This is a genomic window from Paenibacillus marchantiophytorum (assembly GCF_014640555.1).
Classification (GTDB): domain Bacteria; phylum Bacillota; class Bacilli; order Paenibacillales; family NBRC-103111; genus Paenibacillus_E; species Paenibacillus_E marchantiophytorum.
On the sequence record NZ_BMHE01000002.1, the window covers coordinates 174,793 to 200,052 of the forward strand.

Sequence of the window (25,260 nt, forward strand, 5' to 3'; positions counted from 1 at the left end):
AGCCATAGATTGCAATCCTAGGTGCGTTTTTCTTGCGCCGTAATCCAGACGGTCAGTTCTGTTTGGATCAAGACGATAGATTTCACCTCAATCATATATTTTTTATCATGCAAAATGTACGTGCGACTTGTGATTAGCCGCTCATAGAGAGGCTGGGAATCCTTGACGTAGGTGGCTTTTTGACCAATGGCGAGCTTAAGCTCACTTTTCACATCGCCTTCAATTTCTTTCTGAATATCTTCACTGATTAGATCATCTTGATTTTTGGGAAGCAGATGCACGTTGATGATATTGATCAGAGACTGTTTATTGCGGGTTTTGTTCAGATTCTCAATGTCCAAGCGAAGTTCCCGGTTTTCTTCCAAATATTTATGCATCTCCACATAGAGCTGGTTATAGGTATGTTGGTGGATGCTCATATAAATGGCGCTCCCTATGATGGCTCCCGAAACCATCAACCCAAAGCCCATCAGGTGACGTTGATATCGGGAAAAAGGAGGGATTCTCAAGGCTGAGTATCCCCCTTGCAAATCATTTGAATGAGTGAAGTCCCCATCTGTGCGCCAATAAAGGCGATTACAATGAGAATGACTTGTTTAATGGCCGGATTCAAATGTCCTACAGCGACGTGGCTTTCTATAAAACGTATCGGATCAATGGTGCCGCCAACGGCTGCTACCATGGCCCATATTTTAATGTTTTCGGACACCACCATCATTTTCTCTGTGGGTGATTGAAGGGTTAGCACTGCGGCAATGCCGCTTAACATACTGCCTCCGAATACGACCCCAAATGCAATGCAGAAATACAAAATAATATTCGCCCAAAAGACATACATGTCTTTATCGCTTCCCTTCCAGCTAGAATAGGAGGACAAACTCTCTCCTCTTTTACTGTATGGGACTGCCTAGCTGCAATATGATAAAATATAAGGAATAATTGTACGAAGGGAGGAAATGCGGATGAGTTCGTTTGTCCATTTGCACGTTCATAGTGAATACAGTTTATTAGATGGTGCAGCACGTATGGAGGAGCTTGTAACACAAGCGGCTGATCTGGGCATGACCTCTCTGGCGCTCACGGATCACGGGGTAATGTATGGCGCAATTGCGTTCTATAAAGCTTGTAAGCAAAAAGGCATTAAGCCGATTATCGGCTGTGAGGTTTATTTCACGGCGGGTTCGATTCGGGATAAAGGGACGAGACAGGAACAGCCGATTTATCACCTGATTCTGCTTGCCAAAAATTTTGTAGGCTATCAAAATCTGATGAAGCTCTGTTCGATCGGACATTTGCAGGGCTTTCACTATAAACCGCGGATTGATTTGGAACATTTGGCCAAATATGCCGAGGGATTGATTTGCCTTAGCTCCTGCCTGGGGAGCGAGGTCTCCCAGCATTTGCTGCACAATCGTCCAGATGAAGCAAGGAAGGCGGCCGAGCGCTACCGCGATATCTTTGGCGAAGATTTCTTTCTTGAGATTCAGGATCACGGCATGATAGAGCAGAAAAAGGTCATGATCGCCATGATCGAACTCAGCAAAGAAACAGGAATCCCGTTGATTGCTACGAATGACGTGCATTATGTCACGGAACCGGATCATGTGATGCAGGACATTCTGATCTGTATCGGGACAGGCAAAACCGTGGAGGACACGGATCGGCTGCGCATGGGAACAAGCCAGATGTATCTCAAAAGCGAAGAAGAAATGAGACGATTGTTCGTCCATGTCCCTGAGGCGCTTGCCAATACTTCTGTCGTCGCTGATCGCTGTCATCTGGAACTGGAGTTCGGCAAGTCCATCTTGCCGCGTTTTCAGCCGATTCCCGAGCCGCTGACGGCCGGGGCTTATTTGCAGCAGCTATGCAAGCAAGGGCTAGAGCAGCGTTACAGCTCTAAACCGGAGTGGCAGCAGCCTGATTCGGCGCTGCGCAGACAAGCGGAGGAACGTCTGGCCTATGAGCTAGGCGTCATCGAGAATATGGGCTTTTCGGATTACTTCCTGATCGTCTGGGACTTCATCCGCTTCGCTCATGAGAAACATATCATGACAGGTCCCGGCAGGGGATCGTCGGCTGGAAGTCTGGTAGCCTATGTGCTGAAAATTACCAATGTCGATCCGCTCCGTTATAAGCTTCTCTTCGAGCGGTTCCTGAATCCGGAACGGATTACGATGCCTGATATCGATATCGATTTCAGTGATGAACGACGGGATGAAGTGATTGATTACGTGGTCCGCAAATATGGACATGAACACGTCGCGCAGATTATTACGTTCGGTACCATGGCGGCCAAAGCTGCCGTCAGAGACGTAGGCCGAGTGCTCAATGTCCCTTATGGAGATGTAGACCGCGCAGCCAAAGCCATACCTAATCAATTGGGCATGACGTTGGCAGAAGCTTTGCAAGTGAGTACCGACTTGAAAGGCTTAGTCGCCAGACAGCCTAAGACAGCGGAATTGCTGGAGATGGCGATGCGCGTGGAAGGGATGCCCCGTCATGCCTCTACGCATGCTGCGGGTGTGGTCATTTCAAGAGAACCGCTGACGCAATATGTGCCTCTTCAAGAAGGCACAGCGCAGACTGCGCTTACGCAATATACAATGGAACATTTGGAAGCGATCGGGCTTCTCAAAATGGATTTCCTCGGTTTGCGCACGCTTTCCATTATTGAACGAACGGTCGATTGGATTCAGCAGATGGAAGGCGTGCAGCTGGATTTTGACAGCCTGGACATGGATGAGGATGCCGTTACTTACGAAATGCTTAGCAAAGGCGAAACCACCGGTGTTTTCCAACTGGAGTCGACGGGCGTTCGCAAAGTGCTAAAGGATTTGAAGCCTTCTGTCTTCGAAGATATCATCTCGGTACTGGCGTTGTATCGGCCGGGTCCGATGGAGTTTATTCCTAAATATATACATGGCAAACACGGACTGGTGGAAGTCGTCTATCCGCATCCGACGTTAGAACCGATCCTGCGCGATACGTACGGCATCATCGTCTATCAAGAGCAAATTATGCAAATTGCTTCTTCGATGGCCGGATTCAGCCTAGGGGAAGCAGATCTGCTGCGGCGTGCGGTTTCCAAGAAGAAGCGGGAAGTACTTGATGAGGAACGGACGCACTTTGTATCCGGCAGCTTGAAACAAGGCTTCCAAGCGGAAGATGCGAACCATGTGTACGATATGATTGTTAGGTTTGCGGACTATGGCTTTCCTCGGGCACATGCAACGGCTTATGGCGTTCTCGCGTTCCAAACGGCCTACCTCAAAGCACATTATCCAATTTATTTCATGGCTTCGATGCTAACGGCCGTGATGGGCAATCACAGGAAGGTAGCCGAATATGTGGATGAATGCCGCCGGATGAAGCTGGCTGTGCTGCCGCCGGACGTGAATGGCAGCAGAACGGTGTTCACGCCGGATCCGGCAGCCGGAGCGATCCGTTTTGGACTTGCTGCTATCAAGAATGTTGGTACACAGGCGATTGATGCCATTTTGACCGAGCGCAACAAAGACAAGTTCGAGAGCTTGCTGGATTTCTGTAGACGGGTTGATCTGCGCGTTTGCAACAAAAGGGTGATCGAATCGCTGATTCAGGGCGGGGCTTTCGATACGCTTGGCGGTCATAGAGCTCAGCTCATTGCCATTTTGGACGAAACCATCGCTTCTGCTACCAAATGGCGTAAGGAACGGGATGATTTGCAGCTTCATCTCTTTGGCTTCGTGGAGGAGCCGAACTGGGAAGTGGAGGTTCCGAACATTCCGCTAATGCCGCAAAGCAAGCAGTTGGAGCTCGAGAAGGAGCTCCTTGGCATGTATATCTCCGGTCATCCGCTTGATGCCTACACTCAGCAGCTGGGAGAAATTGAGGCCGTTATGCTGCATCAATTGGAGGAACTGCCGGACAACAGTGAAGTGATTGTCGCGGGGATGATTCTGTCCAATAAGACGATCGTCACCAAGAAGGGCCAGCCCATGGCTTTCATGGAGCTGGAGGATCGGATAGACAAGGTCGAGGTGGTGCTATTCCCCGAGACCTGGAAGAACGCGGCTCCGCTCGTGCAGAAGGGCAGGCTCGTCCTCGTGCGCGCGAAGCTGCAGCTGCAGGACGAGGACCCGCCCAAGCTGCTCGCGGAGCAGCTTGTCGCGCTGGACGACCCTGCGGGTGTCCAGCGGATTCGGCGGCAGCCTGGGGCGCCCAGGCGGTCAGCTGACTCCGTCAGCGACCGGCCAGCGCGCGCGGCTGCCGTTCAGGCGGCCCCGGCAGCGGGCCGCCAAGAAGCTCCCGCTGCGGAGCCGAAGGCGCAGCGGGTGTTCGTCAAGATCACGGCTAACTGTGAGCAGCCGGATAAGCTCTTGCAGCTGAAGGCGCTGCTGAAGCTGTACAAAGGGCCGCTCGCGGTTGCGCTTTTCTACGAAAGCAGCAACAAGCTCTTGGCCCTGAGCGACCAATATTTGGTCGATCCCTCCAGCGATCTGATCCGCATGATCGAGACGATTATGGGGAAGGATTCCGTCAGAGTGAAATAAGCTCAGCGCCAAATTTTACCTGCAATGGTGGTAAACAAAGATTCCTCCGCATATGAATAGGAACCCGGTCTTTCGGGGCTATCCATGGATAGGAGGAGGACTTATGACCGAACAACATATGATTCAATTGCTGCAAAGGCGTGGTGTGACCGTCGAACAAATTTCCGAAATTGTATATAAGCTTCAGAAGCCATACAATAATCAGCTAACCGCTCAGGATTGTACCGAAAGTGTGCTCGCTGTGCTCGGCAAGCGGGAGGTGCAGTACACGTTATACACGGGGATAGCGCTGGATGAACTAGCGGAAAAGAAGCAGCTGCCAGAACCACTGCAATCGATTTTGGACGCAGATGAGCCTTTGTTTGGGGTCGATGAGACTTTGGCTTTGGGCATTGTTCATGTCTATGGGATGATCGGTTTAACCAGCTTCGGCTATTTGGATAAAGAAAAAATTGGCATTATCCGAGCTTTGAATGATGATCGAAGTGCTGTGCATGTTTTTCTGGATGATTTGGTCTGTGGATTAGCCGCAGCCGCGTCCGCCAGAATTGCTCATCAGAATGAGCATGCGCCTGATTATAGCAGTAAATTGGGTCTGGACTAGCTTCAATAGTTCAGACTTCACTTTTTTCATGAAAGTGCTCTGTTGCGGGAAAAAGATGAATTATGATATCATTATTCCATTGTGTGCGCCTGTGCTTATAGAAGGATGTTTACTATCATCGCTGCAAAATGCCCTAATCCATGTAGTTGCACTTCATAGGAGGTTTTTTTTCATGTGGACGGTGATATATATAGCTCCTACCGCAAAAATCGCAGAGCGGATTAAACAGAGGCTAACGGAAGAAGGATTTCTCGTACAAGTTCGAGGTATTTCATTATCCAAGAATCAGTTTGAAATTGTCGTTCCCGAAGGGGAATTGGAAGAAGTGCAAGAAGTGCTCAATTCTATTTTACATAGATAGTGAAAGTAGAAATAAGTAACGTGGCTTGTAGCGGTACACGATAAAAGCCAATTAGAGGTGGAAATGTGCTAAAGGATTTATTTCAAAAGCGTAAATATGCAACGATTCCTTCTGAAAAAACAAAAAGGGAAATTCCCGAAGGTTTAATGAATAAATGTCCGAAATGCGGAACAATTCAAACCAGTAAAGAGCTTGAGAAGAACCTGAAAGTCTGTACGGCTTGCGGCTACCATTATCGATTGAGCGCATTGGAACGCATTCAGATAACTTTGGATGAAGGCCACATTGTGGAATACGATGCGGATATGATTTCTGAAGATCCTCTGGAATTCCCGGATTACGTCGAGAAATTGGATAAGGCCAAAAGCACAACCAAACTCCAAGACGCGATTATGACCGGGGAAGGTACCATTGGTGGCTATCCGGTTATTATTGCTGCAATGAGTTTTGACTTTATGGGTGGATCACTTGGCTCCGTTGTTGGAGAGCGAATCACCAGAGCGATTGAAGCCGCTATTGCGAAAAATTATCCGATTATCATTTACTCCACTTCTGGTGGAGCCCGGATGCAGGAAAGCATTTTGAGCTTAATGCAGATGGCGAAGACGAGCGCGGCATTGTCCAAGCTTAGCGAAGCAGGCGGATTGTTTATTTCGATTATTACTGATCCGACTTTCGGCGGTGTATCCGCTAGCTTTGCTATGCTTGGAGATATTATTATTGCGGAACCAGCAGCGCCATTTGGCTTTGCAGGCCGCCGCGTTATTGAACAAACGATTAAACAGAAATTGCCGGACAATTTCCAAACATCGGAATTCAATCTCGAGCACGGACAGCTGGACAAGGTGGTCAGCCGCAAGGATATGAGGCCTACATTAATCAGCCTGCTCGATATGCACGGAGTGAAGGGGGAGGCGACTTATGGCGGGTGAAATGCCGTTTGAACAGCCGCTGGCGGAGCTGAAAAAGAAGATTGACGAATTACGTACATTCGGTGCTGAGAAGCAAATTGACTTTTCGGAGGAAATCCGTCGTCTGGAAGAGAGATATACCGAGCTGGAGGAAGAACTTTATACGAGCATGTCTTCCGCTGAGAAAATGCAGTTGGCCCGGCATCCGCAACGACCGACAACGCTTGATTATATTGACGCCATGTTTACTGATTTTATTGAATTTCACGGGGATCGCTTATATGGCGATGATTTGGCGATTGTTGGTGGTATAGGGAAGTTGAATGGAGTTTCTGTAACTGTTGTCGGGCATCAAAAAGGAAAAGATACAAAAGATAACATTGCTCGAAATTTCGGGTTACCCCATCCGGAAGGGTTCCGCAAAGCGCTTCGCTTGATGCGTCAGGCAAGCAAGTTCAAACGTCCTATCATAACTTTTATGGACACCAAAGGAGCATTCCCTGGGAGCGCTGCCGAGGAGCGCGGTCAAAGTGAAGCGATTGCCAGAAATCTGCTGGAAATGGCCTCTTTTCGTGTTCCGATCATCTGTGTTGTTCATGGAGAAGGTGGCAGCGGCGGCGCGCTTGCCCTAGGTTTAGGCAATAAGGTATTAATGTTGGAGAATGCGATCTACTCGGTTATTAGTCCCGAAGGCGCTGCATCCATCTTATATAAAGATGCTTCCAAGGTTTTGCACGCGGCAGAAGCGATGAAAATTACTGCGGATCAAATCTTAAAGCTGGGCGTGATCGATGGTATCATTCCCGAGCCCAAAGGTGGCGCACATCGCGACCCAGCAGCACAAGCCGAATTCATTAAAACAGCGATCTGGGAACAGCTTCAGCATTTGCTAAGTATGAACGAACAGGAGCTGTTAGAGGACCGTTACCAGAAATTTAGAGATATTGGGCGGTTCACATTCAACCAGGAGGGAAACCATGCGTAAAACGAAAATTGTCTGTACCATTGGACCTGCAAGCGAATCACAAGAGAATTTGAAAAAACTTCTAGAAGCGGGAATGAATGTTGCCCGTCTTAACTTCTCCCACGGAGATTTTGAGGAGCACGGCGCACGTATCCGCAACCTTCGCGCAGCATCCGCTGAGACAGGCAAGATAGCTGCTATTTTGCTTGATACCAAAGGACCGGAAATTCGCACAGGCAAGTTGAAAGAAGAACCGATTGAGCTTGTTCAGGACAAGCATATTATTTTGACAACAGAAGAAATTCTAGGCGATGCAGACCGCATCTCCGTAACGTACTCGGAATTGCCGCGTGACGTTGCTGTTGGATCAACGATTCTTATCGATGATGGCTTGATTGGCCTTACCGTTGTTGATATTCGTGGAACCGAGATCGAGTGCCGCATCGTGAATGGCGGAACGATTAAGAGCAAAAAAGGCGTTAACGTACCAGGCGTAAAAATCAGCCTTCCAGGCATCACAGAAAAAGATGCGAACGATATCGTATTCGGTATCGAGCAAGGCGTCGATTTCATTGCCGCTTCTTTTGTTCGCAAAGCAAGCGATGTTATGGAGATTCGTGAATTGCTGGAGAAACACAATGCTTCCCACATTCAAATCATCAGTAAAATCGAAAACCAAGAAGGCGTTGACAACTTAGACGAAATTCTTGAAGTTTCCGATGGTCTGATGGTTGCCCGTGGAGATCTCGGTGTTGAAATTCCGGCGGAAGATGTTCCGGTTGTTCAAAAACAAATGATCAAAAAGTGTAATATCGTAGGTAAACCGGTTATCACGGCAACGATGATGCTGGATTCCATGCAGCGCAACCCGCGTCCTACTCGCGCAGAAGCGAGTGACGTTGCGAACGCTGTATTCGATGGCACTGACGCTGTGATGTTGTCCGGAGAAACAGCTGCTGGGAAATACCCGGTTGAATCCGTTCAAACGATGGCTCGTATTGCAGAGCGTGCGGAAGCAGCATTGGAATACAAAGAGATTTTCCTTCGCCAAGCGCAAGCACAGCAAGTGACAGTTACGGAAGCCATTTCGCAAGCCGTAGCGAACTCTGCTCTGGAGCTTGGTGCCAAAGCGATTCTGACTGCAACGGAAAGTGGATATACAGCACGCATGGTATCCAAATACCGTCCCAAATCACCAATTATCGCCGTTACGCCTAGCGATCAAGTCATTCGCCGCTTATCCCTTGTATGGGGGGTTATTCCGGTGAAGGGAATAACAGCGAAAACAACGGACGAGCTGTTCAACCTTGCGGTAGAAAGCAGCATCAAAACAGGCTTGGTTTCCCTTGGCGATATCGTTGTTATTACAGCAGGAGTCCCAGTAGGACGCTCTGGAACAACGAACTTGATCAAAGTTCACCATGTGGGTGAAATGATTGCCAAAGGTACAGGTATCGGCATGCAAACGGCAACGGGCATCGTTGTAACGGCACGCACACCGGAAGAAGCAAATGACAAAATGGTTGACGGCGCTGTTCTTGTTACGGTTTCGACCGATAAAGAATACATGCCGGCTGTCCAACGCGCATCAGCGTTGATTACCGAAGTAGGCGGCATCACATCCCATGCGGCTGTTGTTGCTTTAAGCCTTGGCATCCCGGTTATCGTCGGCGTTGAGAACGCAGTGGAAATAATCAAAGACGGTACAGAAGTTTCGATCTATCCAGAAGTGGGCGTTATCTACTCTGGACAAGCTAGTGTACTGTAAGATACAGCAAAAGAGTGAAGCGAGAGTATTCTCGGCTTCACTCTTTTTTTGTCCAGAGATAAATCAGCAAGCAAACAGGGATGGCATATTCAATGCCAAAAGCAATTTTGCTAAGCCATCTTCCCATCATGTCATTTTGTGTAAAGGAAGGCACGAAGATTAGTGTGCCAGCTGCTAGGATCAACCAAAGCACCCGCAACGGATTGCGGTGATCTGGTTTGCCTAGCATCCAGCTTACGCAAAAAGCTGATGCGTGGAAAGTGGGAATCCAAGACAAGGAGAACATAAATAAATAAAAGGAGATAAATACGACTTCGATCCGCTCGATAAACTTAAACTCGATGTTTTTGAGTACATTGACGACAGGTTCGTTATATTCCTTAATTTCGCTAGGGCTGAAATAGACGAAACAAATCAGTGAGATCATTAGGAACACCAGCATCGACACCGTGTTCGAGATGGCGACACCTGCGAATGCTTGCCGCTTGTGCAGCAGGAAAGGATACAGGACCATTGTAATTCCGATCCCTGAAAAAGAGAGGAAGGCGATTTCTGCCGCGCTGAGAATAGGCAGCCAGCCTTCTTTGAGAACCGGCAGCAAATAGAGCCACTGAGCATCCTGAAGGGGCAGCAGATAAGCAAAAGGAATCCATAGGGAAATAAAGAAAACAAGTTCCGCATACCGCCCGACAATACGAAGACCATTCCGAGCAACTGTGTAAGTGGGGATGAGAAGCAATAGCATAATCTGAAATGTAGAAGTTTGCGGCAGAAGCCACTGCTTAACATAGAGAATCGTTCTCGTGATGCCGACGTAACCATATGAAAAGAAGTAAAGGGCAAGCAGCACAGCGGCGACTTTCCCCACCCAGCGGCCACAATAATGAGTTAATAGGTCCATCATGGTTCCTTGCGGATAACTACTCATGACGCGGACGATGATTAAATTCGCTATGACAGTAAACACCCAAATGAGAAGAAGGCCAATCCATCCGTCCGTTCCTGCCCTCTGTGCAAGACGCTGTGGAAGGGCTAGCAAGCCTACGCTAAGTTGAACGCCTGACAGGATACAAATAAATTGCATAAGGGTTATCTCGTTATAAGCATATTTCTTCACCTTGGCTGCCTTCCTTCCCACAGATTTACTTGACAGGTCCCATAGCGTCTATCTTTATTTTTACTTGAACCCGAATATCTGCGCTAGACAGAGCCTTTCCCCAATCATTTTTTACAGCTTTATATTCCTTATACTCAAAAGCTCGTGCGTGCATGCCAAGTCCAATCGGATCAATGGCGTGTTGTTGTATTTTTTTTATAAGTTTCTCGAACTGCTTTTGCATCTCTTCACTAAGCATCTGCTCAAGCTCGGGAGTCTTATTCTCTATATCATAGGGGAATAGGACTTCGAATAAACTTATTTTCATTTTAATGATGATATCGAAGTGAAAATCTCCTTGGTGGGTAGAAGTTATTGTTTTCGTTTCGGTTCTTGTCTGGTCGGTGGCAAAGCTGATTTTATCCAGATGAAATGGCTTCTGTTCCGGTTCACCTGGCATAGAAAGCGTAATACTAGCAGATTTTTTGACCTTGTTTTGCAAAATGCGCAGGAGAACGGTCTCGAAAGTATCCAAGGAAGTGACATATTTGCCTTGATGATTCAACAGTGCCGTTCCGTTCATCTTAATATTCTTTTTGGCGTCCAGACGAACCTCAGAGATAGAAGGCGTCATGCCAAATTCAAAAAGCTGGCGGTGCAGTTCCTGCAAATTGGTATTTACCGTTTCGGATTTGCTGCTTTTCGTATCTACCATGCCACGCAGAAGAATCGGCAGTAATGGTTGGTCTTTGGGGTTTAAATAAATGATATCGGCGAGTGGGCCGTCGAAGACAATCACCCGATCCGAAACGGTATTTTTGGAATCACGGAAGATGACATCGAGCATCTGAAACCAATTCTCCTGCTCAAGCATCCGCTTGCCGATCAGGAAGACTTGATAGTTCCTGCCTGAGAAAACACCGGCCGAATGGGCGTCTTGTTCGGCTCTTGACTGACGGAAAGTCCGTGCGCGCGCGATCGTTTCTTGCGTTTTCTTTTTGGTGTTTTTATTGAAAACGGGGAAGGTGGAGTACATGATGGGCTCGTTGTCTTGCCCAAGATCCAGCCCGAGTGTCAAGGGAATCGAAGCGTTCTCCATATCAAGTCGATCGGCGCACCCGGTTAGCAGTCCTGTCGTGGCGGCAAGCAGCAGGATAGGAAGAAGCAGTTTATTCATCGACATCGCTACCGCTACCTTCTTTCTTTATTTTCACTTGATCGTTCCCACTCCCTCCATCGTCACTATGACGGACAAGTGGATGTTTGCTTCCGACAGCGCTTTTCCCCACTGATCTTCCACTTTCTTATAAGGCTTATAAGTGAAAGCTTGCGCATGAATGCCTAATCCGATCGGATCGATTTGATGGGATTGGATTTTACTGATCAGGCTCTCGAACTGTTTCTTAAGTTGCTCGGCAATGGCCTTTTCTAACACGGCGGATTTATGCTGCATATCGTAAGGGAATAGTCGTTCGGTCAAAGCAATAGACAGGTGGACAGCTAGATCGAATTGGAAATGACCGTCATGAAAAGCTGTTTTAATATGGGTTTTTGTTTTGTTTGTACTGAAACTTAGCTTGTCAGTATTTAGAGGGCCTCGTTTGGCCTGTCCCGGTATAGCGAGTGTAACGCTGACGGCATGTTTAGCTTGGTTTTGCAAGATTTGCATGAGGATCGTCTCTTGTGCATCCAGAGAATCGGCATATTTTCCCTGATGATCCAATAAGGCAGTCCCACTTAGTTTAATTTCATTTTCCAAGCGGATTTCAGCTATATAAGGCGTTTTACCTTTTTCAAATCGCAGTCGATGCATATCTTGAAAGGTTGTTTTTACCGTTTCGGATCTTCCGCTCTTCGTATCTACCATGCCGCGGAGCAGCAAAGGAAGGAAAGGCTGATCCTGTTGATTCAAAAAAATGACCTCGGACAGTGGTCCGTCGTACATAATCATTCGGCAGGTTAAGGGGTTCTTCGCGTCTCGTGAGAAAACATCAAGGATTCTGAACCAGTCAACATGTTCCAAAAGGCGTTTGCTCACAAGGATCACGAGCATCTTGCGACCTTGAAAAACGGCGGGCCAATAAGCATCTGATTGTTGTCTTGCCTGTTGGAGCGTCTTCGCGCTGACGCCTAGCTCCTGCGTTTTCTTCCTGGCACTCTTACTAAACTCGGGGACGGTCACATAAGTTAGTAAATTATTCTTCTCGTCGAGATCATAGCCTCCCAGAAGGGGGAAGGCAGCATCTTCGAGATCCAGTCGATCGTTGCACCCTGAAATCAGCAAGACGGAGATGGCAATGAAGACATGGAGCCAACGTTTGCTCATACCCTTTTCCTCCCCGAGTACCGGTCGTGTACCGAAATGTAAATGAGCAGGAAGATAGGAAGGATATATTCAATAAGGATTCCGAGCCTAAGAAAGATTTGCTCGATCCTTTCATTTTGATGGAAATTCGGGATGAAGAAGAATGAACCGATGGCCAGTAAAACACAAAAGAAACGGACGTGATTGCGTTCGGCCTGCGTATTTCTCAACCAATTGGTACAATAGGCGCAGATGTACAAGGCGGGAATCCAGCCCAAGGAGAAGACTAACAGATAGAAAGCGATAAAGATTACCTCGATCCTTTCGATAAATTTGAACTCAATAATTTTTAGAACGTTGATGGCGGGTTCATTGTATTCCCGGATTTCGTCAGGACTAAAATACACATAGCAGACTATGGTTACGAACAGATGAGCGAGCAGCGTCAAGGAATTGGAGACAGTTATAGCCATGGAAGCTTGTGATTTATTTTGTAAAAAAGGATAAAAAATAAATGTGGATACGAAGCCCAAAAAGCAATAAAGCGAATAGGGGACACCAGCGCCTATGGGCTGCCAACCTTCACCTGCGATAGGAAGCAAGTGAAGCCAGTGAGATTCTTTCAGTGGAAGTAAATAGACGAGCGGAATCCATAACGATACGAGGGTAACAATCTCCGCATATCTGCCAATAATGCGAATTCCTGAGATGGCTACGATATAGGTTGGGATCAGCAGCAGCAGGATAATCATATAGGCAGATGTTTGGGGGAGAAGCCACTCTTTCGTAATCATAGCGGTTTGTACGAGACAGCTATACCCAAAGTAAAAGAGATATAGGAGTAGGCATACAGCAGCCGTTCGTCCGGCCCACTTGCCTCCATAGTGTGTTAAGAGATCGAGCAGGGTCCCCTCTGGGTATTTGGCCATGATTTTGACGACGATCAGGCTTGCAGCCACCGTGATCATCCATCCAATGAGGAGTGAAATCCACCCGTCAGTGCCAGCCTGTTCGGCTAATATTCGCGGCAGTGCGAGAAAGAAGACACTCACCTGCAAGCCTGAATTCATGAGAATGTATTGTAAACTTGTTATTTTGCTGCTAACAGATACACTCATTTGCCATCCCCTTCTGGATGATTATCTCCTTGTCTAGTGGATTGAATGGGTCTTGCGGATAGAGGCCGCTTGCGCATTTTCCACACGGGCATCCGAATGAAGGTATCCTTCCAATCAGCGAAACGCATCGGGGCGAAAGGAGTCGTATAGGGTGTACCAAGTGATTCCAGCGAAATCAAATGACCAATCATGGTCATCATGCCAATAATGATGCCGACAAATCCAAACATGGCAGCCGCAATCATCATGGCAAAACGGATGAGACGGATCGCTGCAACCATATCGTAGTTGGGCAAGATGAAAGAAGCGATAGCGGTAAACGCAACGACAATCACCATAATGTTATTGATGAGTCCAGCTTGCACAATGGCTTGTCCAATAACAATACCGCCAACAATACCAACGGTTTGACCAACCGGGGCAGGCAAACGCACGCCTGCTTCACGCATCATTTCAAGGGTTATTTCCATAATCACCGCCTCTACAAAGGGAGGAAACGGTACACGCCCTCTGAACTCGCCGATCGTAAGCAGCAGCTTAATCGGGATAATCTCGAAGTGATAGGAGATAACGGCAATATAGAATGCGGGTAAAAAGGTTGCAATGAAAAAAGCGAACACACGCAGAAGGCGTATAAAGGTTGCGATCGACCAACGTGTGCTGTAATCGTCTACACTCTGGAAGAAGGAAGTGAAAGTAACAGGCCCAACGAGCACGCTAGGGGAACGATCCAGCACGGCGACGATTCTTCCTTGCAAAATTTGTGAAGCAGCCGCATCGGGTCGTTCTGTCAAAATAAATTGCGGGAAAGGAGAGTAAGGATTATCCTCGATATATTCGGCTAATTCCCCTGTATTGATCACCGTGTCAACGTTCAGCCTTGCAATCCGGTCTTCGAATTCCTGCAGCACTTCTGGGTTCGCAACATCTGCAAGGTAAAGGAGCGAAACAGCTGAATTTGCTCGGAGTCCCACCGTTAATTCCTTCATTTTCAGCTCTCTATTGGAAATATAACGTCTGATTAAAGCGATATTCTGGGTACCTGTTTCTACGAAGCCCTGATGTGCGCCTTTTAAAGAAGCTTCAATTGCTGGATCTTCGATTGCCCGCTGGGGCCATCCCTGCGTATCTAAGGCAAAGGTCTCAAGCCGTCCATTGACGAAAAGCAGGCTGCGGCCTTGGAGGATCGCATTTTCAACATGCGGCCATGTATTCAATCTGAGAATTTGGCCGATTGATAGGCGGAAACTGCCATCCGTGTCGGTAATATCCGTATCGAATTGCAGCGGCTTCAATACATTGTTGTTGATAGAACTCTTATCCACCAGCCCCATCAGATAGACTAAAGCAGCTGGCTCCCCCGTATGTTTAATTGTAAATTCTCGAACAATGAGATCGGGTGTATGCGTGAATATACTTCGCAAAACGATCAAGTTCTGGGCTAAAGATGCGTCTATGAAGTCGTTATGAGCTTGTTTTTGAGCTTTTGCTTGAGGAAGTGTACGGTACTTTTTCCTGAAAAACCAACTCGAGTATCGCATAGTGGATAACTCCGTTCTGTGCGGTGTTTTTTGTATATGTTGTTCTAAATTGGTAAAATTATTCTGCTCATTCATGATCTAAACGGAACGGAGAGAAGGTTTGATATGTGGTATAATAGCTCTTATACCACTTGTCACTAGGAGATGTGCATGAACATGACTCAGGAGCGCTGGCATCGGCACCAGCTTCGTGTGCGATATGAGGAAACGGATCAAATGGGTGTGGTCTATCATGCCAACTATTTGACATGGTTTGAGATTGGACGAACGGAGTTCATCAGAGGGTTGGGGTATTCGTACCGCCGAATTGAAGATAAGGGGCTTTTGCTGCCTGTTGTTGAAGCGGAGAGCAAGTTCAAGAAGCCAGCCCGTTATGATGATCTGGTGTGCATCTATACACGGGTGGTTGAGATGAGCAGTGTAAGGCTTCATTTTGCTTATGAAGTCCGCAAATTGCCAGAAGCCTTATCTTCGGGATTACCGAATTCATCCGATTTTACAACAGAACCTGAGGGTGAATTACTTGTCATCGGTACAACCAAACATGTTTGGGTGAATCCTTCTTGGAAGCCAATACGTATAGAGAAGGAAGCGCCGGAATTGTGGCAGCTGCTAACCGAGTATACTTAAAAGGGGCTGAACGTATGTTTCGAATCATCATTGCCATATTAATTCTTGTACCCGCTATAGAAATCACACTGTTATTCACTCTGGGGCATTATATCGGCGGCTGGATGACCTTTGCGCTGATCTTGTTAAGCGGCTTCTTGGGTGTCTATTTTGCCAAACGGGAAGGGCGTAAAGTTCTGGCGTATGCCAAGTTTGAATGGTCGCAAGGGCAATTGCCTGCACAGCATTTATTGGATGGCATTTGTATTTTCTTAGGCGGTATTTTATTGATTACCCCAGGGTTTATAACTGATATTTTTGGATTTCTACTCGTTTTTCCATACACAAGACCGATATTCAAAGTTCTGCTCCTTGCTTTGATTCAAAAGCAAATCAGCAGAGGCCGTATCAGCTTAATAAATCGCAGATAATTCAGAAATTCTGAATGGACTGCAAAAAAGGCTCGATGCCCCCTACTCAGGAGGAATCGAGCCTTTATGTATGTATGCCGCGATATCATGAAAGATGCGTGCGCGATAAAAGGCGGAAATCAGAATGAGCGACACAGGTCCGATGATGAGCCCCAACAGTCCGAAAAGTTTGAGTCCGACGAACATCGCAATCAACGTAGCAAGCGGATCTAAGCCGACGGAGGAGGCAAGTACCTTGGGTTCCATGATCTGTCTGGCAATCACGATGGCTCCATATAATACACTAAGCCCAATTCCTAAATAAATATCGCCTTGTGCGAAAAATACATATAGGATCCATGGGACCATGACAGCGCCAGTTCCCAAGTAAGGCATGAGATCGGCTAAACCCGTTAGTAAACCAATCGTAATGGCATAATCTACGCGTAAAACCAGCAATCCGATAATGACAACTAGCGCTGTTAACGAAACCAGAATCAACTGGGCGCGCAAATAGCCGAACAAAGCTTTCTGCAGATCGGTGCGAATCAATTGTGTTGTTTTCACGATCATTTCGGAGAAAATCCCTTTGTAACGTTTAATCAGTTGGTACCAGTCTTTACTGATGAAAAATGTAGCCAACATCACAATAATCGTAATGGTTGCGATGTTCGGCAAGGACGTAAGGAACCTTCTTAAAGCGTCAAAGACATAGCTGATGACAAATTTGCTAATGTCGGCTATCGAACCTGCGGTTGAAGACAGATTGCTGTTGACGGTTTCTTGGTATTTGGGGTTATTTTCAAAAAAATCATTGATTCGTTCAATCCACTCTTGGAAAGTTGTTGAATTAATGAAGACGTTGAATTGTTCGACCCAACGGTTAATTTGCAGTTGCAAAGTATCCGCAAGAGAGCCTAATTCCACCACAATATTGGCAACTAATAACGTGATCGCAGCTATCATAGCGCTTATAAATAACAGCATGGAAAGGGAGACAGCCAGCCACCGTGGAAATTTCAATTGGAACTGGAAAAAATTAACCACAGGATTCAGCATAAGCGCCAGCACCCAGCCAAAAATAAAGGGGTAAATGAGTGGAATTACAAAATAGAAAGCAAAGCCGATCAGCAAGATGATAAGCGCCACCCACATGCCCCTGAAAATCTGATGGACTAAGCGTGGATTCAGGATTCTCATGGTTTTTCTCTCCTTGGTTGAAGTGTTTATATTGTAACATGAAGTTGGATAAATACGGAAACGAACATTCATTTACAAAATCTTAATATAATAGATGTAGGGGTTGTGCATTGTCGGTGCACATGACACATAGTACAATGTAGATATTACTATTGCAAAATAGATTATACACTTTGGAGGCTTTATGAGTATTGCAGGAGAACCTGATCTGAAAGAACTTAAAGAGATGAAAGAGATCAAAGAAGTCAAAGAGATTTCGACCAAGTACTTGAACCGTGATTTAAGCTGGATCGAGTTCAATTGGCGTGTTCTGGAGGAAGCGCAGGATGCGAGTACTCCACTGCTTGAACGTATGAAATTTCTGGCTATCGTATCTAGCAATCTCGATGAATTCATGAGTGTTCGCGTGGCTGGGCTCAAGGATCAAATTAAGGCGGGCTACACCAAGAAAGACTTCACAGGTTATACCCCTGCTGGACTCATCAAGCGTATTATGAAGCGTACGGCCAAAATGGTGACGGAACAGTACAAAACGTATCGGGAAGTTACAAGGCTGTTAACCAAAGAAGGTATTGTGTTTACGGAATATGAAGACTTGAATACGAACCAGAAGAAAGCCATGGATGCGTATTATCATGATATTATTTTTCCCGTTCTAACGCCGATGGCCGTCGATCAAAGTCGTCCATTCCCACTCGTTCATAATCATTCTGTCTATTTGGCTGTCTTGTTGGTGCGAGAAGGCGATGATCTGGATGATGAACCTTATTTTGCCATCGTTCAAGTGCCAAGCAACTTATCCCGATACATCTCTGTACCCACAAGAACGAATAGCAAAAAACAAGAATTTATTTTGTTGGAAGAATTAATGGAGCATCATATCCAGTCCTTATTCAGCGGCTATATTCCGATTTCGGTCCATGGATTCCGAGTGACTCGCAATGCAGATCTAACGCTGAATGAAGAAGGGGCCGAGGATCTGCTGGAGGAAATTGAGAAAGAGCTTAGACGCAGGCGCTGGGGCGCTCCCGTGAGGCTCGAAGTGCAAGAAGGGATTCATCCCTATGCGCTTGCTCAGCTTCAGGATGAATTTGAAATTGAAGAGCAGATATTCGAAATCGACGGGCCGCTCGATATCACCTATTTGATGAAGCTGGCGGGCACGCTGAATGGATTTGAGAATCTGCGATATCCGCGCGTTAATGCCAAATATCCGGTTGAGTTCGAGGATACGGTGGATTTCTTCGACGTGCTCAAAAACAAGGATGTGCTCGTGCATCATCCGTATGAAACCTTCGATGCCGTGACCGATTTCATCGTTCATGCCGCCTATGATCCACACGTGCTCGCGATCAAAATGACGTTGTACCGGGCAAGCGGCAACTCCCCGATTATTCAATCGCTCGCAAGAGCCGCGGAATCCGGTAAGCAGGTTACGGTAGTTGTTGAGCTTAAAGCCCGTTTCGATGAGGAGCGCAATATCGCGTGGGCGCGGATGCTGGAGAAATCAGGCTGTCATGTTGTATATGGCCTTGTTGGTCTCAAAACACACGCCAAGATAACGCTTGTTGTGCGCCAGGAAGAGCACACACTTCGCCGATATGTACATGTGGGAACTGGCAACTACAACGATAGCACAGCACGTTTGTATACAGACGTTGGCTTATTTACCTCAAACAGCGTAATTGGGGAAGATGCCTCAGCACTCTTCAATGAAATTACAGGCTACTCGGCGCCGCATGATTGGCAGTCTTTCGCCGTGGCGCCAACTGATCTCAAAGATAAGCTTTTCGAGCTGATCAAGCGGGAAACCGAGCACGCTAGAGCAGGCAGACCAGCGCGTATTATCGCCAAGATGAACTCCTTATCCAATCAGGAGATGGTGGATGCGTTATATGAAGCCTCGCAAGCAGGCGTGAAGATCGATTTGATTATCCGCGGCGTATGCTGTCTACGGCCTGGTGTAGTGGGTCTAAGTGAGAATATCACGGTACGGAGTATTGTAGACCGATTCTTGGAACATTCACGGATTTATTATTTCGAAAATGGCGGTTTGGTCGATGTTTACTTATCATCAGCCGATTGGATGACTCGTAATTTGACTCGTCGAATTGAGTTGATGTGTCCTGTACTCGATCACGAAATGAAGAAAATGATGATTCAAATTCTGAACGTCAGTCTTAACGATAACGTCAAAGCGCGGGAACTCATGCCTAACGGGATGTACAGCCGCATAAAAAATGAACTGACCCCTTATCGGAGCCAGTTCGAGGCATTGAAGATTACGTCTTGGAAAAAACTCCGGCTTGAGTTTTAAGCTTCAAGCCCCAAGCTTTCTCGAATTCTTTGCTAACCACAGCGAGTTCCTTTAACTCCAAGATTGGATTGTGAATGCACATCAACTTTAGGGTTAGAGCCGTTTCACTTTTCGTGAGCTGAAGTTCTTGGACCGGCTGAGTTTCACTGTAATCCAAAGCGATTGCTAATTTGAGAAGTGTACCTAACTTAATGATTAACGCCTCGTCGGTTTCCGTCAGAAGGTCCTTGTGCGCAAGGGCTTGCTGATGGATCCGGCTTTTTGTTTTGTACGTCGCAATGAAGGAGCAAATCACAATCTCACGGTGGCTGAGACCGTCGATATGAGCGTTAGCCATCATATACTGTGTATGTTTAAGATATTGATAGTAATGAATACTGGCACCGATCCGGTGGAGAAGTGCTGCCGCATGTAGATAGCGTTGGGACCGTTCGCCTAACTCAGCTTTGTCTGCAAGCTTCTGATACAACTGCATAGCCATGCGATCAACGTGCCTGACATGCTTCTCAGCCGCATTGGGATGGAGCGCAAGCAAATTGTCGATGCTGGCCTCCAGTACATGATGCTTGATTGGATGCTGTGGATCAAACGTTTCGTGAAAAAGGCCATCGCGAAGGCCGGAACCGCTGATAATGCAGGCAGATGCCTGGGTGGCTTCAAAAATGGTAGCCATAATCATCAGACCAGGCACCATAATATCAACTCGTTCCTTGGAGAGTCCGTCTATCTTCTTTCTTTTATCTAAAGGCAATGAGGATAATAACGCAAGGAAGGCTGGGAGTTCGCCTGACTTCAATACGTAGTTATGAGCGAGTTGAAGTGAATATTTGTTGCGCTTTTGACTCATTTTGCCCAGCGTTCGAATGGTTCCACCCAAACCAATCATTGGCAGATTCGGCGAACCTTTGAGCCAAGGATGCTCCGAGATTGCCTCCTCCACCATCCGGCGAATATCGGCCATTTCTTGTACGATTAAGTTGTCATTTTTCATAAATTGACGCGTCGTATTTACAGCCCCGAATGGGAAGGACACGCTGTGTTTGAGCTTGCGATCACGGAATAGAGTGACCTCCGTACTTCCACCGCCAATGTCAATGATGAAACCATCCTGAATATCGATGGAATTGATGACTCCCAGATAGCCAAATCTTGCTTCCTCTGTTCCGCTCAGCACCTCAATATGAAGGCCTGTCTGTTCTTCGAGTATCCGGACGATTTCGGCTGAATTCGCTGCATTGCGGATAGCTGCCGTCGCCACGGCACGAATGGTTTGCACTTCATGCACCCTACACAACAGCGCGTAGTGAGAAAGAATAGGAACGATGGAAATAATATCTTTGCTATGTAAAATGCCATCGTATCCGATGCGCTCACTTAGTCTTGCTGAATCTTTGTGCTCGCTCACAACACGGTAGGCCCCTTGGGCATTAATTTCGTAAATGACGAGCCGAATCGAGTTCGATCCGATATCAATGATGCCGATACTTGTGCCGCTGCTCATGTATTTGCTCCTTTGTCAGAGAAAAATCACTGGTTCTTTGCCTACATTGTATCAATCTGTGTGCTTCTCGACAAACTTTTAGTTGTGTGGTTGTATTCAAGCTTGGAAAATTTCGACCACGCCTAACGGCTCTAATTTGATGGCGTACTGCTCATTTAAAATGATGTACAAGCCATATTTCTCCAAATAGCGATCAATGGCAGCTTGCAGGAATTCTTCCGTTACACCAAGGAATTCGGCCATTTCATAACGTCCCTTAACTTGGGCATTATGCGCGTCAACAAGACGCTCCAATGGAATCATCTTATGGTGTGCCCATTGTCTGGCAAGAAGCTCCTGCTTTCTGTTGCGGACGTCCGACTGATCGGTGATATCTCCAGCACTGGTATGGTGATGTCCTAATTCTTCAGCGAGGATACAGCTCTTCTCTACACGGGTGGATAAGCGCTTGTTGATCCAAATGGTATTGTCTGCATAAAGTCCGTGAGTAGTTGGCAATAAATTTCGCTCCGATACATCAATGGATAAAGCAGCTGCTTCTTTGAGCAGCTTATCGTAAAGCATAAGCTAATCTCCTTGAAGTTGGCGTTTGGAGCGTACAAAGGCCTTAAACCTTTCAAGCTCCTCCAACTCTTCTTCTGTCCAATTATCCCCTTCATGATGGGCAGCAATCGTTTCTGGCTCCTGTATATCAGCCATAACGACTAGCTCTTCAACGGTAATATCCAATGCCCGGCAAACTTTGATGACATTATCAATGGAAGCTCTTCCAACACCGCGGCTGAGCATAGATTGGAGTGTTGTTGGGGGAATGCCAATTTCCTCAGCAAATGCCCTTCTGCTGCCTCGTCTATCAATCAATTCAGACAAAATTTCAGCCTTTCTATCCACCAGACACACCTCTCAAAATGAGTTCAGATAAACGCTTCTTCGTATGTATTCCTATCGTAACTCATTGGAAATACATTGTAAAGACAGGTTTTATACGTAAATGCGTTTAAAATTTGATTTAAATGTTGACTATGAACGCAATAGCGTTTAAAATTGCGGTGATAATGAACGCAAATGCATTTACTGAGATGGAGGAATTAAGGGTAATCGTTTGCGAAAATACCGAACGTACGTTTTATTAATTGAGAGGAGGAAAGAAATGGATCAGCAAATAAACAGCTTTAACGCGTATGCTACATTGAACAATTATTTCGCTTTGACGCAATGTAATCAACCTACGGAGGAGCAAGCGAAAGCTGCCGTTCTCATGTTGTGCAGGTTATATGGAGGAGAGAGCGAGGCGGACTTTTTCAAACAAGCAGATATAGAACTCATCCAAAGCTTTTTGGATACGAAGACCAAGATTATGGAACGGTTGAATGGCAAGGACAGAGGGAGACCTTGGTTGGACAGTATAAGTGAGCTTCGATCCACTTATCGAGAGACATATCAACTATTGCTTGAAGCGAAGGGGAAAGTGGATCGGACGAAGAATCAGGTTTCCAAAAAAATAATTAATGACATGATATCCGATGTAAACTTTGCCATTGAGTGGATGGATACAGCGAGAAGGCCTGGGAATAAAAGAGGGATCGAACGCAGGTCGGCTTATCAGCGAAGTATTCTTGTCGATCCACTGCGTATGCAAGCCATTAGCGACCGGGTCAATGAGATAAGTTCTCCCCAGCTCTCTGAAGCACAAAGAGATCAGGTTGAGGCTGCGATGGAATTGCTTTCGGAGAGGGAGCGGGCTTGCTACACGATGGCCTATGGAGAAGGATTTTCAAGAAGTTATATTGCTGAAATGCTGGGTGTAACGAAGGATAGTGTGAAAGTATATCTTGCTAGGGCACAAAAAAAGTTTTCAATAGAAGTGCAAAATGGCCTGTTTTTCTAGAAATGAGCTCATCCTTGTCCCCCGAATGCCACTTATATATGAGAACGTTAGTTCGTGTTTCTTGTTGCCCTGCCAAATGGCTTTAAACTGGGTTATCTAATTTACTGAATTGATTAGGTTAAGAGATGAGGTTGATGATCATGCAAAAAGTACGATAGCAGGCAGGAAGTTTTAATTAAGGAAAGTAGTTAATCAGGATGACGAATTTGAGGTGGTAAAGTGATCGAAATGCTAAATGGAATCAGGGAAAAGTTACTTGAACTGGAACCAGAGATTCCGATCTACAACGAACAGGTAGGGGAGGGAAATCAGGTACCTGCTTTTCTGGTGATGCAGATCAAAAGCGAACAATTGAACGGTTTGAACGGCAGATATATCCGCTCAACACAATATGATGTCCAGTATTTTCCCGATCTAAACAGTTCCTCAAAAATAGAAGACTGTCGAAGTATGGGGGAGCGACTTTATGAAGCTTTGGCGTATATCAACGTTAATGGCCAGATTCGTGCCAAAGCTTTGAGTTACGAAATCATAAATCGCGTGCTTCATTTTTATGTTAACTTTACGGTTACACTTTTTAAGGAAAAGTCAGTGGAACCCAAAATGCAGAAGCTAGAAGAGGAGGTTCGTACATGAACAAAACAAAGCTGCAGAGAGATGTGAGTAGTCCTTTGTATGTGAAAGAACAATTTGTAGGCTCTCAGCGATTCACGGGTACTCAGAAAGATGTTCTGAGCGCTTTGCTTGAAGAGAGAAGAGGCTATACAGAAGAACAAGTGTTGGAAATCATGAATGGATATTTAGAAGGGATGGTGCAGTAAATGGCGGGTGGAACATATACGGTACAAAATAAGGTTCGTCCAGGGGCCTATTTCAATTTTACTACGAATGCTTCGTTAGGCACGCTTGGAGACAGGGGGATTACTACCATGGCGCTTAAACTGAGTTGGGGGCCGGTTAAACAAGTTTTAGCGATTCATGCGTTTGATAATATCAAAACATTGCTTGGTTATGATCTCACCGATCCGAAACTTATGCTCATTCGTGAAGCTCTCAAGCGTGCAGGTACACTTCTTCTTTACCGACTAAATGCTGGTACCAAGGCTTCTGCTACAGCAGGCGGTTTAACGGCTACAGCAAAGTATGGCGGTGTGAGAGGAAACGAATTGAAGGTAATTGTCCAGACGAATGTCGATGATGCTGCTAAATTTGATGTCAGAACGCTGCTAGGATCCGATGAGGTAGATAAACAGGTTGTTGCCGATATTGCCGGACTCATTCCTAATGAATGGATCGTATGGAGCGGAACAGGATCGTTGACAGCAACGGCTGGTGCATCACTCACAAGCGGTGCTGATGGAACGGTGTTGAATGCCGATCATTCGGACTACCTGAGCGCAATCGAGGTCTTCGATTTTCAGACTGTGGCGCTTCCAAGCAATGATCCGACACTGAAGTCAGTCTACGCTGCTTTCACGAAACGGTTGCGAGAAGGCGAGGGTAGGAAAATTCAAGCGGTGCTGGAGAATTATCCATCAGCTAACTATGAAGGTGTCATTAGTGTCAAAAATGGCGTTGTACTTGCTGATGCGACAGTTATAGATTCCGTGTCAGCTACCGCATGGGTAGCAGGAGCGACGGCTGCGGCACGGGTAAATGAGACATTGACATATCAGGCATATGATGATGCCGTCGACGCTAATCCCCGCTATACGAATAGTCAAATTGAGGCGGCACTCAAAGCCGGAGAATTCGTATTTACACAAAATCAAGGTAGAGCTCTTGTTGAGCAAGACATTAATTCCTTAACGAGTTTTACGGTTGCAAAAGGAAAGCCATTCTCCAAAAATCGCGTGATTCGAGTGCTGGATGCGATCAACAATGATTTAAAACGAACATTTGAGTCTTTCTATATTGGGAAGGTAGACAATAACCCGGACGGTCGAAACCTGCTCAAAAATGAATATGTCAAATATTTGGAGTCTTTGCAAGCGATTGGTGCTTTGAAAAATTTCAACTCTCAAACGGATATTACCGTCGTGCAAGGTGAAGCGTCAGACAGCGTGTATTCGCAGGTTGCTGTTCAACCTGTAGATGCCGTAGAGAAAATTTATACGAAAGTGAAGGTGAGCTAA

Annotated in this window: 24 protein-coding genes; 13 read left to right on the forward strand and 11 right to left on the reverse strand. The window is 46.3% G+C overall.

The features are described 5' to 3' along the window. Window positions 1-17 precede the first annotated feature (17 nt). Window positions 18-419, reverse strand: coding sequence for a sporulation membrane protein YtrI (locus IEY34_RS03190; RefSeq protein WP_189007508.1), 402 nt, complete (start codon window positions 417-419; stop codon window positions 18-20). An 86-nt stretch (window positions 420-505) separates the two neighbouring features. Next, window positions 506-838 (reverse strand): YtrH family sporulation protein, encoded by a 333-nt coding sequence (locus tag IEY34_RS03195; protein ID WP_189007509.1) that lies wholly within the window; start codon window positions 836-838, stop codon window positions 506-508. A gap of 124 nt (window positions 839-962) precedes the next feature. Here IEY34_RS03195 and IEY34_RS03200 point away from each other — a divergent pair, with 124 nt between their 5' ends. The 6 genes from IEY34_RS03200 to pyk all read left to right on the forward strand — a co-directional run bounded on the left by IEY34_RS03200 (window position 963) and on the right by pyk (window position 9,140). Continuing rightward, window positions 963-4,532: a DNA polymerase III subunit alpha gene (locus IEY34_RS03200; RefSeq protein WP_189007511.1), complete on the forward strand. Its 3,570-nt coding sequence runs from the start codon at window positions 963-965 to the stop codon at window positions 4,530-4,532. A 103-nt stretch (window positions 4,533-4,635) separates the two neighbouring features. Then, the gene (locus IEY34_RS03205) at window positions 4,636-5,136 is read left to right on the forward strand and encodes a phosphatidylglycerophosphatase A family protein (protein WP_189007513.1); all 501 of its coding nucleotides are present in this window, start codon (window positions 4,636-4,638) and stop codon (window positions 5,134-5,136) included. Between the two features lie 172 nt (window positions 5,137-5,308). Continuing rightward, the gene (locus IEY34_RS03210) at window positions 5,309-5,497 is read left to right on the forward strand and encodes a hypothetical protein (RefSeq protein WP_028554922.1); all 189 of its coding nucleotides are present in this window, start codon (window positions 5,309-5,311) and stop codon (window positions 5,495-5,497) included. Window positions 5,498-5,562: 65 nt separating this feature from the next. Further along, the gene (gene accD / locus IEY34_RS03215; RefSeq protein ID WP_189007515.1) at window positions 5,563-6,429 is read left to right on the forward strand and encodes an acetyl-CoA carboxylase, carboxyltransferase subunit beta; all 867 of its coding nucleotides are present in this window, start codon (window positions 5,563-5,565) and stop codon (window positions 6,427-6,429) included. Next, window positions 6,419-7,393 carry an acetyl-CoA carboxylase carboxyltransferase subunit alpha gene (locus IEY34_RS03220; protein ID WP_189007517.1) on the forward strand — a complete coding sequence of 325 codons (975 nt, stop codon included), beginning with the start codon at window positions 6,419-6,421 and terminating at the stop codon, window positions 7,391-7,393. The genes accD and IEY34_RS03220 overlap by 11 nt, the downstream gene beginning before the upstream one ends. After that, a complete protein-coding gene (gene pyk, locus IEY34_RS03225) occupies window positions 7,386-9,140 on the forward strand; it encodes a pyruvate kinase (protein WP_189007519.1) in 1,755 nt (584 codons plus the stop codon). Before IEY34_RS03220 ends, pyk begins: the two co-directional genes overlap by 8 nt. 37 nt (window positions 9,141-9,177) lie before the next feature. Here pyk and IEY34_RS03230 read toward each other — a convergent pair whose 3' ends face one another. From IEY34_RS03230 to IEY34_RS03250, 5 genes are read right to left on the reverse strand one after another with little or no spacing between them, the layout of a single operon-like run. Further along, window positions 9,178-10,257, reverse strand: coding sequence for a GerAB/ArcD/ProY family transporter (locus IEY34_RS03230; RefSeq protein WP_189007521.1), 1,080 nt, complete (start codon window positions 10,255-10,257; stop codon window positions 9,178-9,180). A 25-nt stretch (window positions 10,258-10,282) separates the two neighbouring features. After that, on the reverse strand, window positions 10,283-11,419 hold the full coding sequence (locus IEY34_RS03235) for a Ger(x)C family spore germination protein (protein ID WP_189007523.1): 1,137 nt from the start codon (window positions 11,417-11,419) through the stop codon (window positions 10,283-10,285). A gap of 27 nt (window positions 11,420-11,446) precedes the next feature. Then, window positions 11,447-12,562, reverse strand: a complete 1,116-nt coding sequence (locus tag IEY34_RS03240; RefSeq protein ID WP_189007526.1) for a Ger(x)C family spore germination protein — start codon at window positions 12,560-12,562, stop codon at window positions 11,447-11,449. Further along, window positions 12,559-13,659 (reverse strand): GerAB/ArcD/ProY family transporter, encoded by a 1,101-nt coding sequence (locus tag IEY34_RS03245; protein WP_189007529.1) that lies wholly within the window; start codon window positions 13,657-13,659, stop codon window positions 12,559-12,561. The genes IEY34_RS03240 and IEY34_RS03245 overlap by 4 nt, the downstream gene beginning before the upstream one ends. Further along, complete coding sequence (locus tag IEY34_RS03250) at window positions 13,656-15,200, reverse strand: spore germination protein (RefSeq protein ID WP_189007532.1); 1,545 nt, start codon at window positions 15,198-15,200, stop codon at window positions 13,656-13,658. The genes IEY34_RS03245 and IEY34_RS03250 overlap by 4 nt, the downstream gene beginning before the upstream one ends. 156 nt (window positions 15,201-15,356) lie before the next feature. Here IEY34_RS03250 and IEY34_RS03255 point away from each other — a divergent pair, with 156 nt between their 5' ends. Together IEY34_RS03255 and IEY34_RS03260 are read left to right on the forward strand one after the other, a co-directional pair. Then, the gene (locus IEY34_RS03255) at window positions 15,357-15,830 is read left to right on the forward strand and encodes an acyl-CoA thioesterase (RefSeq protein ID WP_189007961.1); all 474 of its coding nucleotides are present in this window, start codon (window positions 15,357-15,359) and stop codon (window positions 15,828-15,830) included. A 14-nt stretch (window positions 15,831-15,844) separates the two neighbouring features. Beyond that, the gene (locus IEY34_RS03260) at window positions 15,845-16,240 is read left to right on the forward strand and encodes an FxsA family protein (protein WP_189007535.1); all 396 of its coding nucleotides are present in this window, start codon (window positions 15,845-15,847) and stop codon (window positions 16,238-16,240) included. Between the two features lie 42 nt (window positions 16,241-16,282). On the opposite strand, the gene ytvI is transcribed toward IEY34_RS03260, so the two are convergent. Continuing rightward, a complete protein-coding gene (ytvI, locus tag IEY34_RS03265) occupies window positions 16,283-17,419 on the reverse strand; it encodes a sporulation integral membrane protein YtvI (RefSeq protein ID WP_189007539.1) in 1,137 nt (378 codons plus the stop codon). Between the two features lie 226 nt (window positions 17,420-17,645). On the opposite strand from ytvI, the gene IEY34_RS03270 reads away from it, so the two are divergent. After that, complete coding sequence (locus tag IEY34_RS03270) at window positions 17,646-19,736, forward strand: RNA degradosome polyphosphate kinase (protein ID WP_189007964.1); 2,091 nt, start codon at window positions 17,646-17,648, stop codon at window positions 19,734-19,736. Here the strand turns inward: IEY34_RS03270 and IEY34_RS03275 are convergent. From IEY34_RS03275 to IEY34_RS37655, 3 genes are all read right to left on the reverse strand, one after another. Beyond that, entirely contained in the window at window positions 19,702-21,237 is a 1,536-nt protein-coding gene (locus tag IEY34_RS03275; RefSeq protein WP_189007542.1) for a Ppx/GppA phosphatase family protein, read from the reverse strand. The two genes, IEY34_RS03270 and IEY34_RS03275, sit on opposite strands and share 35 nt — an antisense overlap. Window positions 21,238-21,333: 96 nt before the next feature. Further along, on the reverse strand, window positions 21,334-21,801 hold the full coding sequence (locus tag IEY34_RS03280) for an ImmA/IrrE family metallo-endopeptidase (RefSeq protein ID WP_189007545.1): 468 nt from the start codon (window positions 21,799-21,801) through the stop codon (window positions 21,334-21,336). 3 nt (window positions 21,802-21,804) lie between these two features. Continuing rightward, the gene (locus IEY34_RS37655) at window positions 21,805-22,128 is read right to left on the reverse strand and encodes a helix-turn-helix domain-containing protein (protein ID WP_229757445.1); all 324 of its coding nucleotides are present in this window, start codon (window positions 22,126-22,128) and stop codon (window positions 21,805-21,807) included. Between the two features lie 259 nt (window positions 22,129-22,387). Here IEY34_RS37655 and IEY34_RS03290 point away from each other — a divergent pair, with 259 nt between their 5' ends. The 4 genes from IEY34_RS03290 to IEY34_RS03305 all read left to right on the forward strand — a co-directional run bounded on the left by IEY34_RS03290 (window position 22,388) and on the right by IEY34_RS03305 (window position 25,260). After that, complete coding sequence (locus IEY34_RS03290) at window positions 22,388-23,125, forward strand: sigma-70 family RNA polymerase sigma factor (protein WP_189007551.1); 738 nt, start codon at window positions 22,388-22,390, stop codon at window positions 23,123-23,125. A gap of 228 nt (window positions 23,126-23,353) precedes the next feature. Continuing rightward, window positions 23,354-23,761, forward strand: coding sequence for a phage tail terminator family protein (locus IEY34_RS03295; RefSeq protein ID WP_373291144.1), 408 nt, complete (start codon window positions 23,354-23,356; stop codon window positions 23,759-23,761). Continuing rightward, the gene (locus IEY34_RS03300) at window positions 23,758-23,946 is read left to right on the forward strand and encodes a hypothetical protein (protein WP_189007557.1); all 189 of its coding nucleotides are present in this window, start codon (window positions 23,758-23,760) and stop codon (window positions 23,944-23,946) included. The genes IEY34_RS03295 and IEY34_RS03300 overlap by 4 nt, the downstream gene beginning before the upstream one ends. Next, complete coding sequence (locus IEY34_RS03305) at window positions 23,947-25,260, forward strand: phage tail sheath family protein (protein WP_189007560.1); 1,314 nt, start codon at window positions 23,947-23,949, stop codon at window positions 25,258-25,260.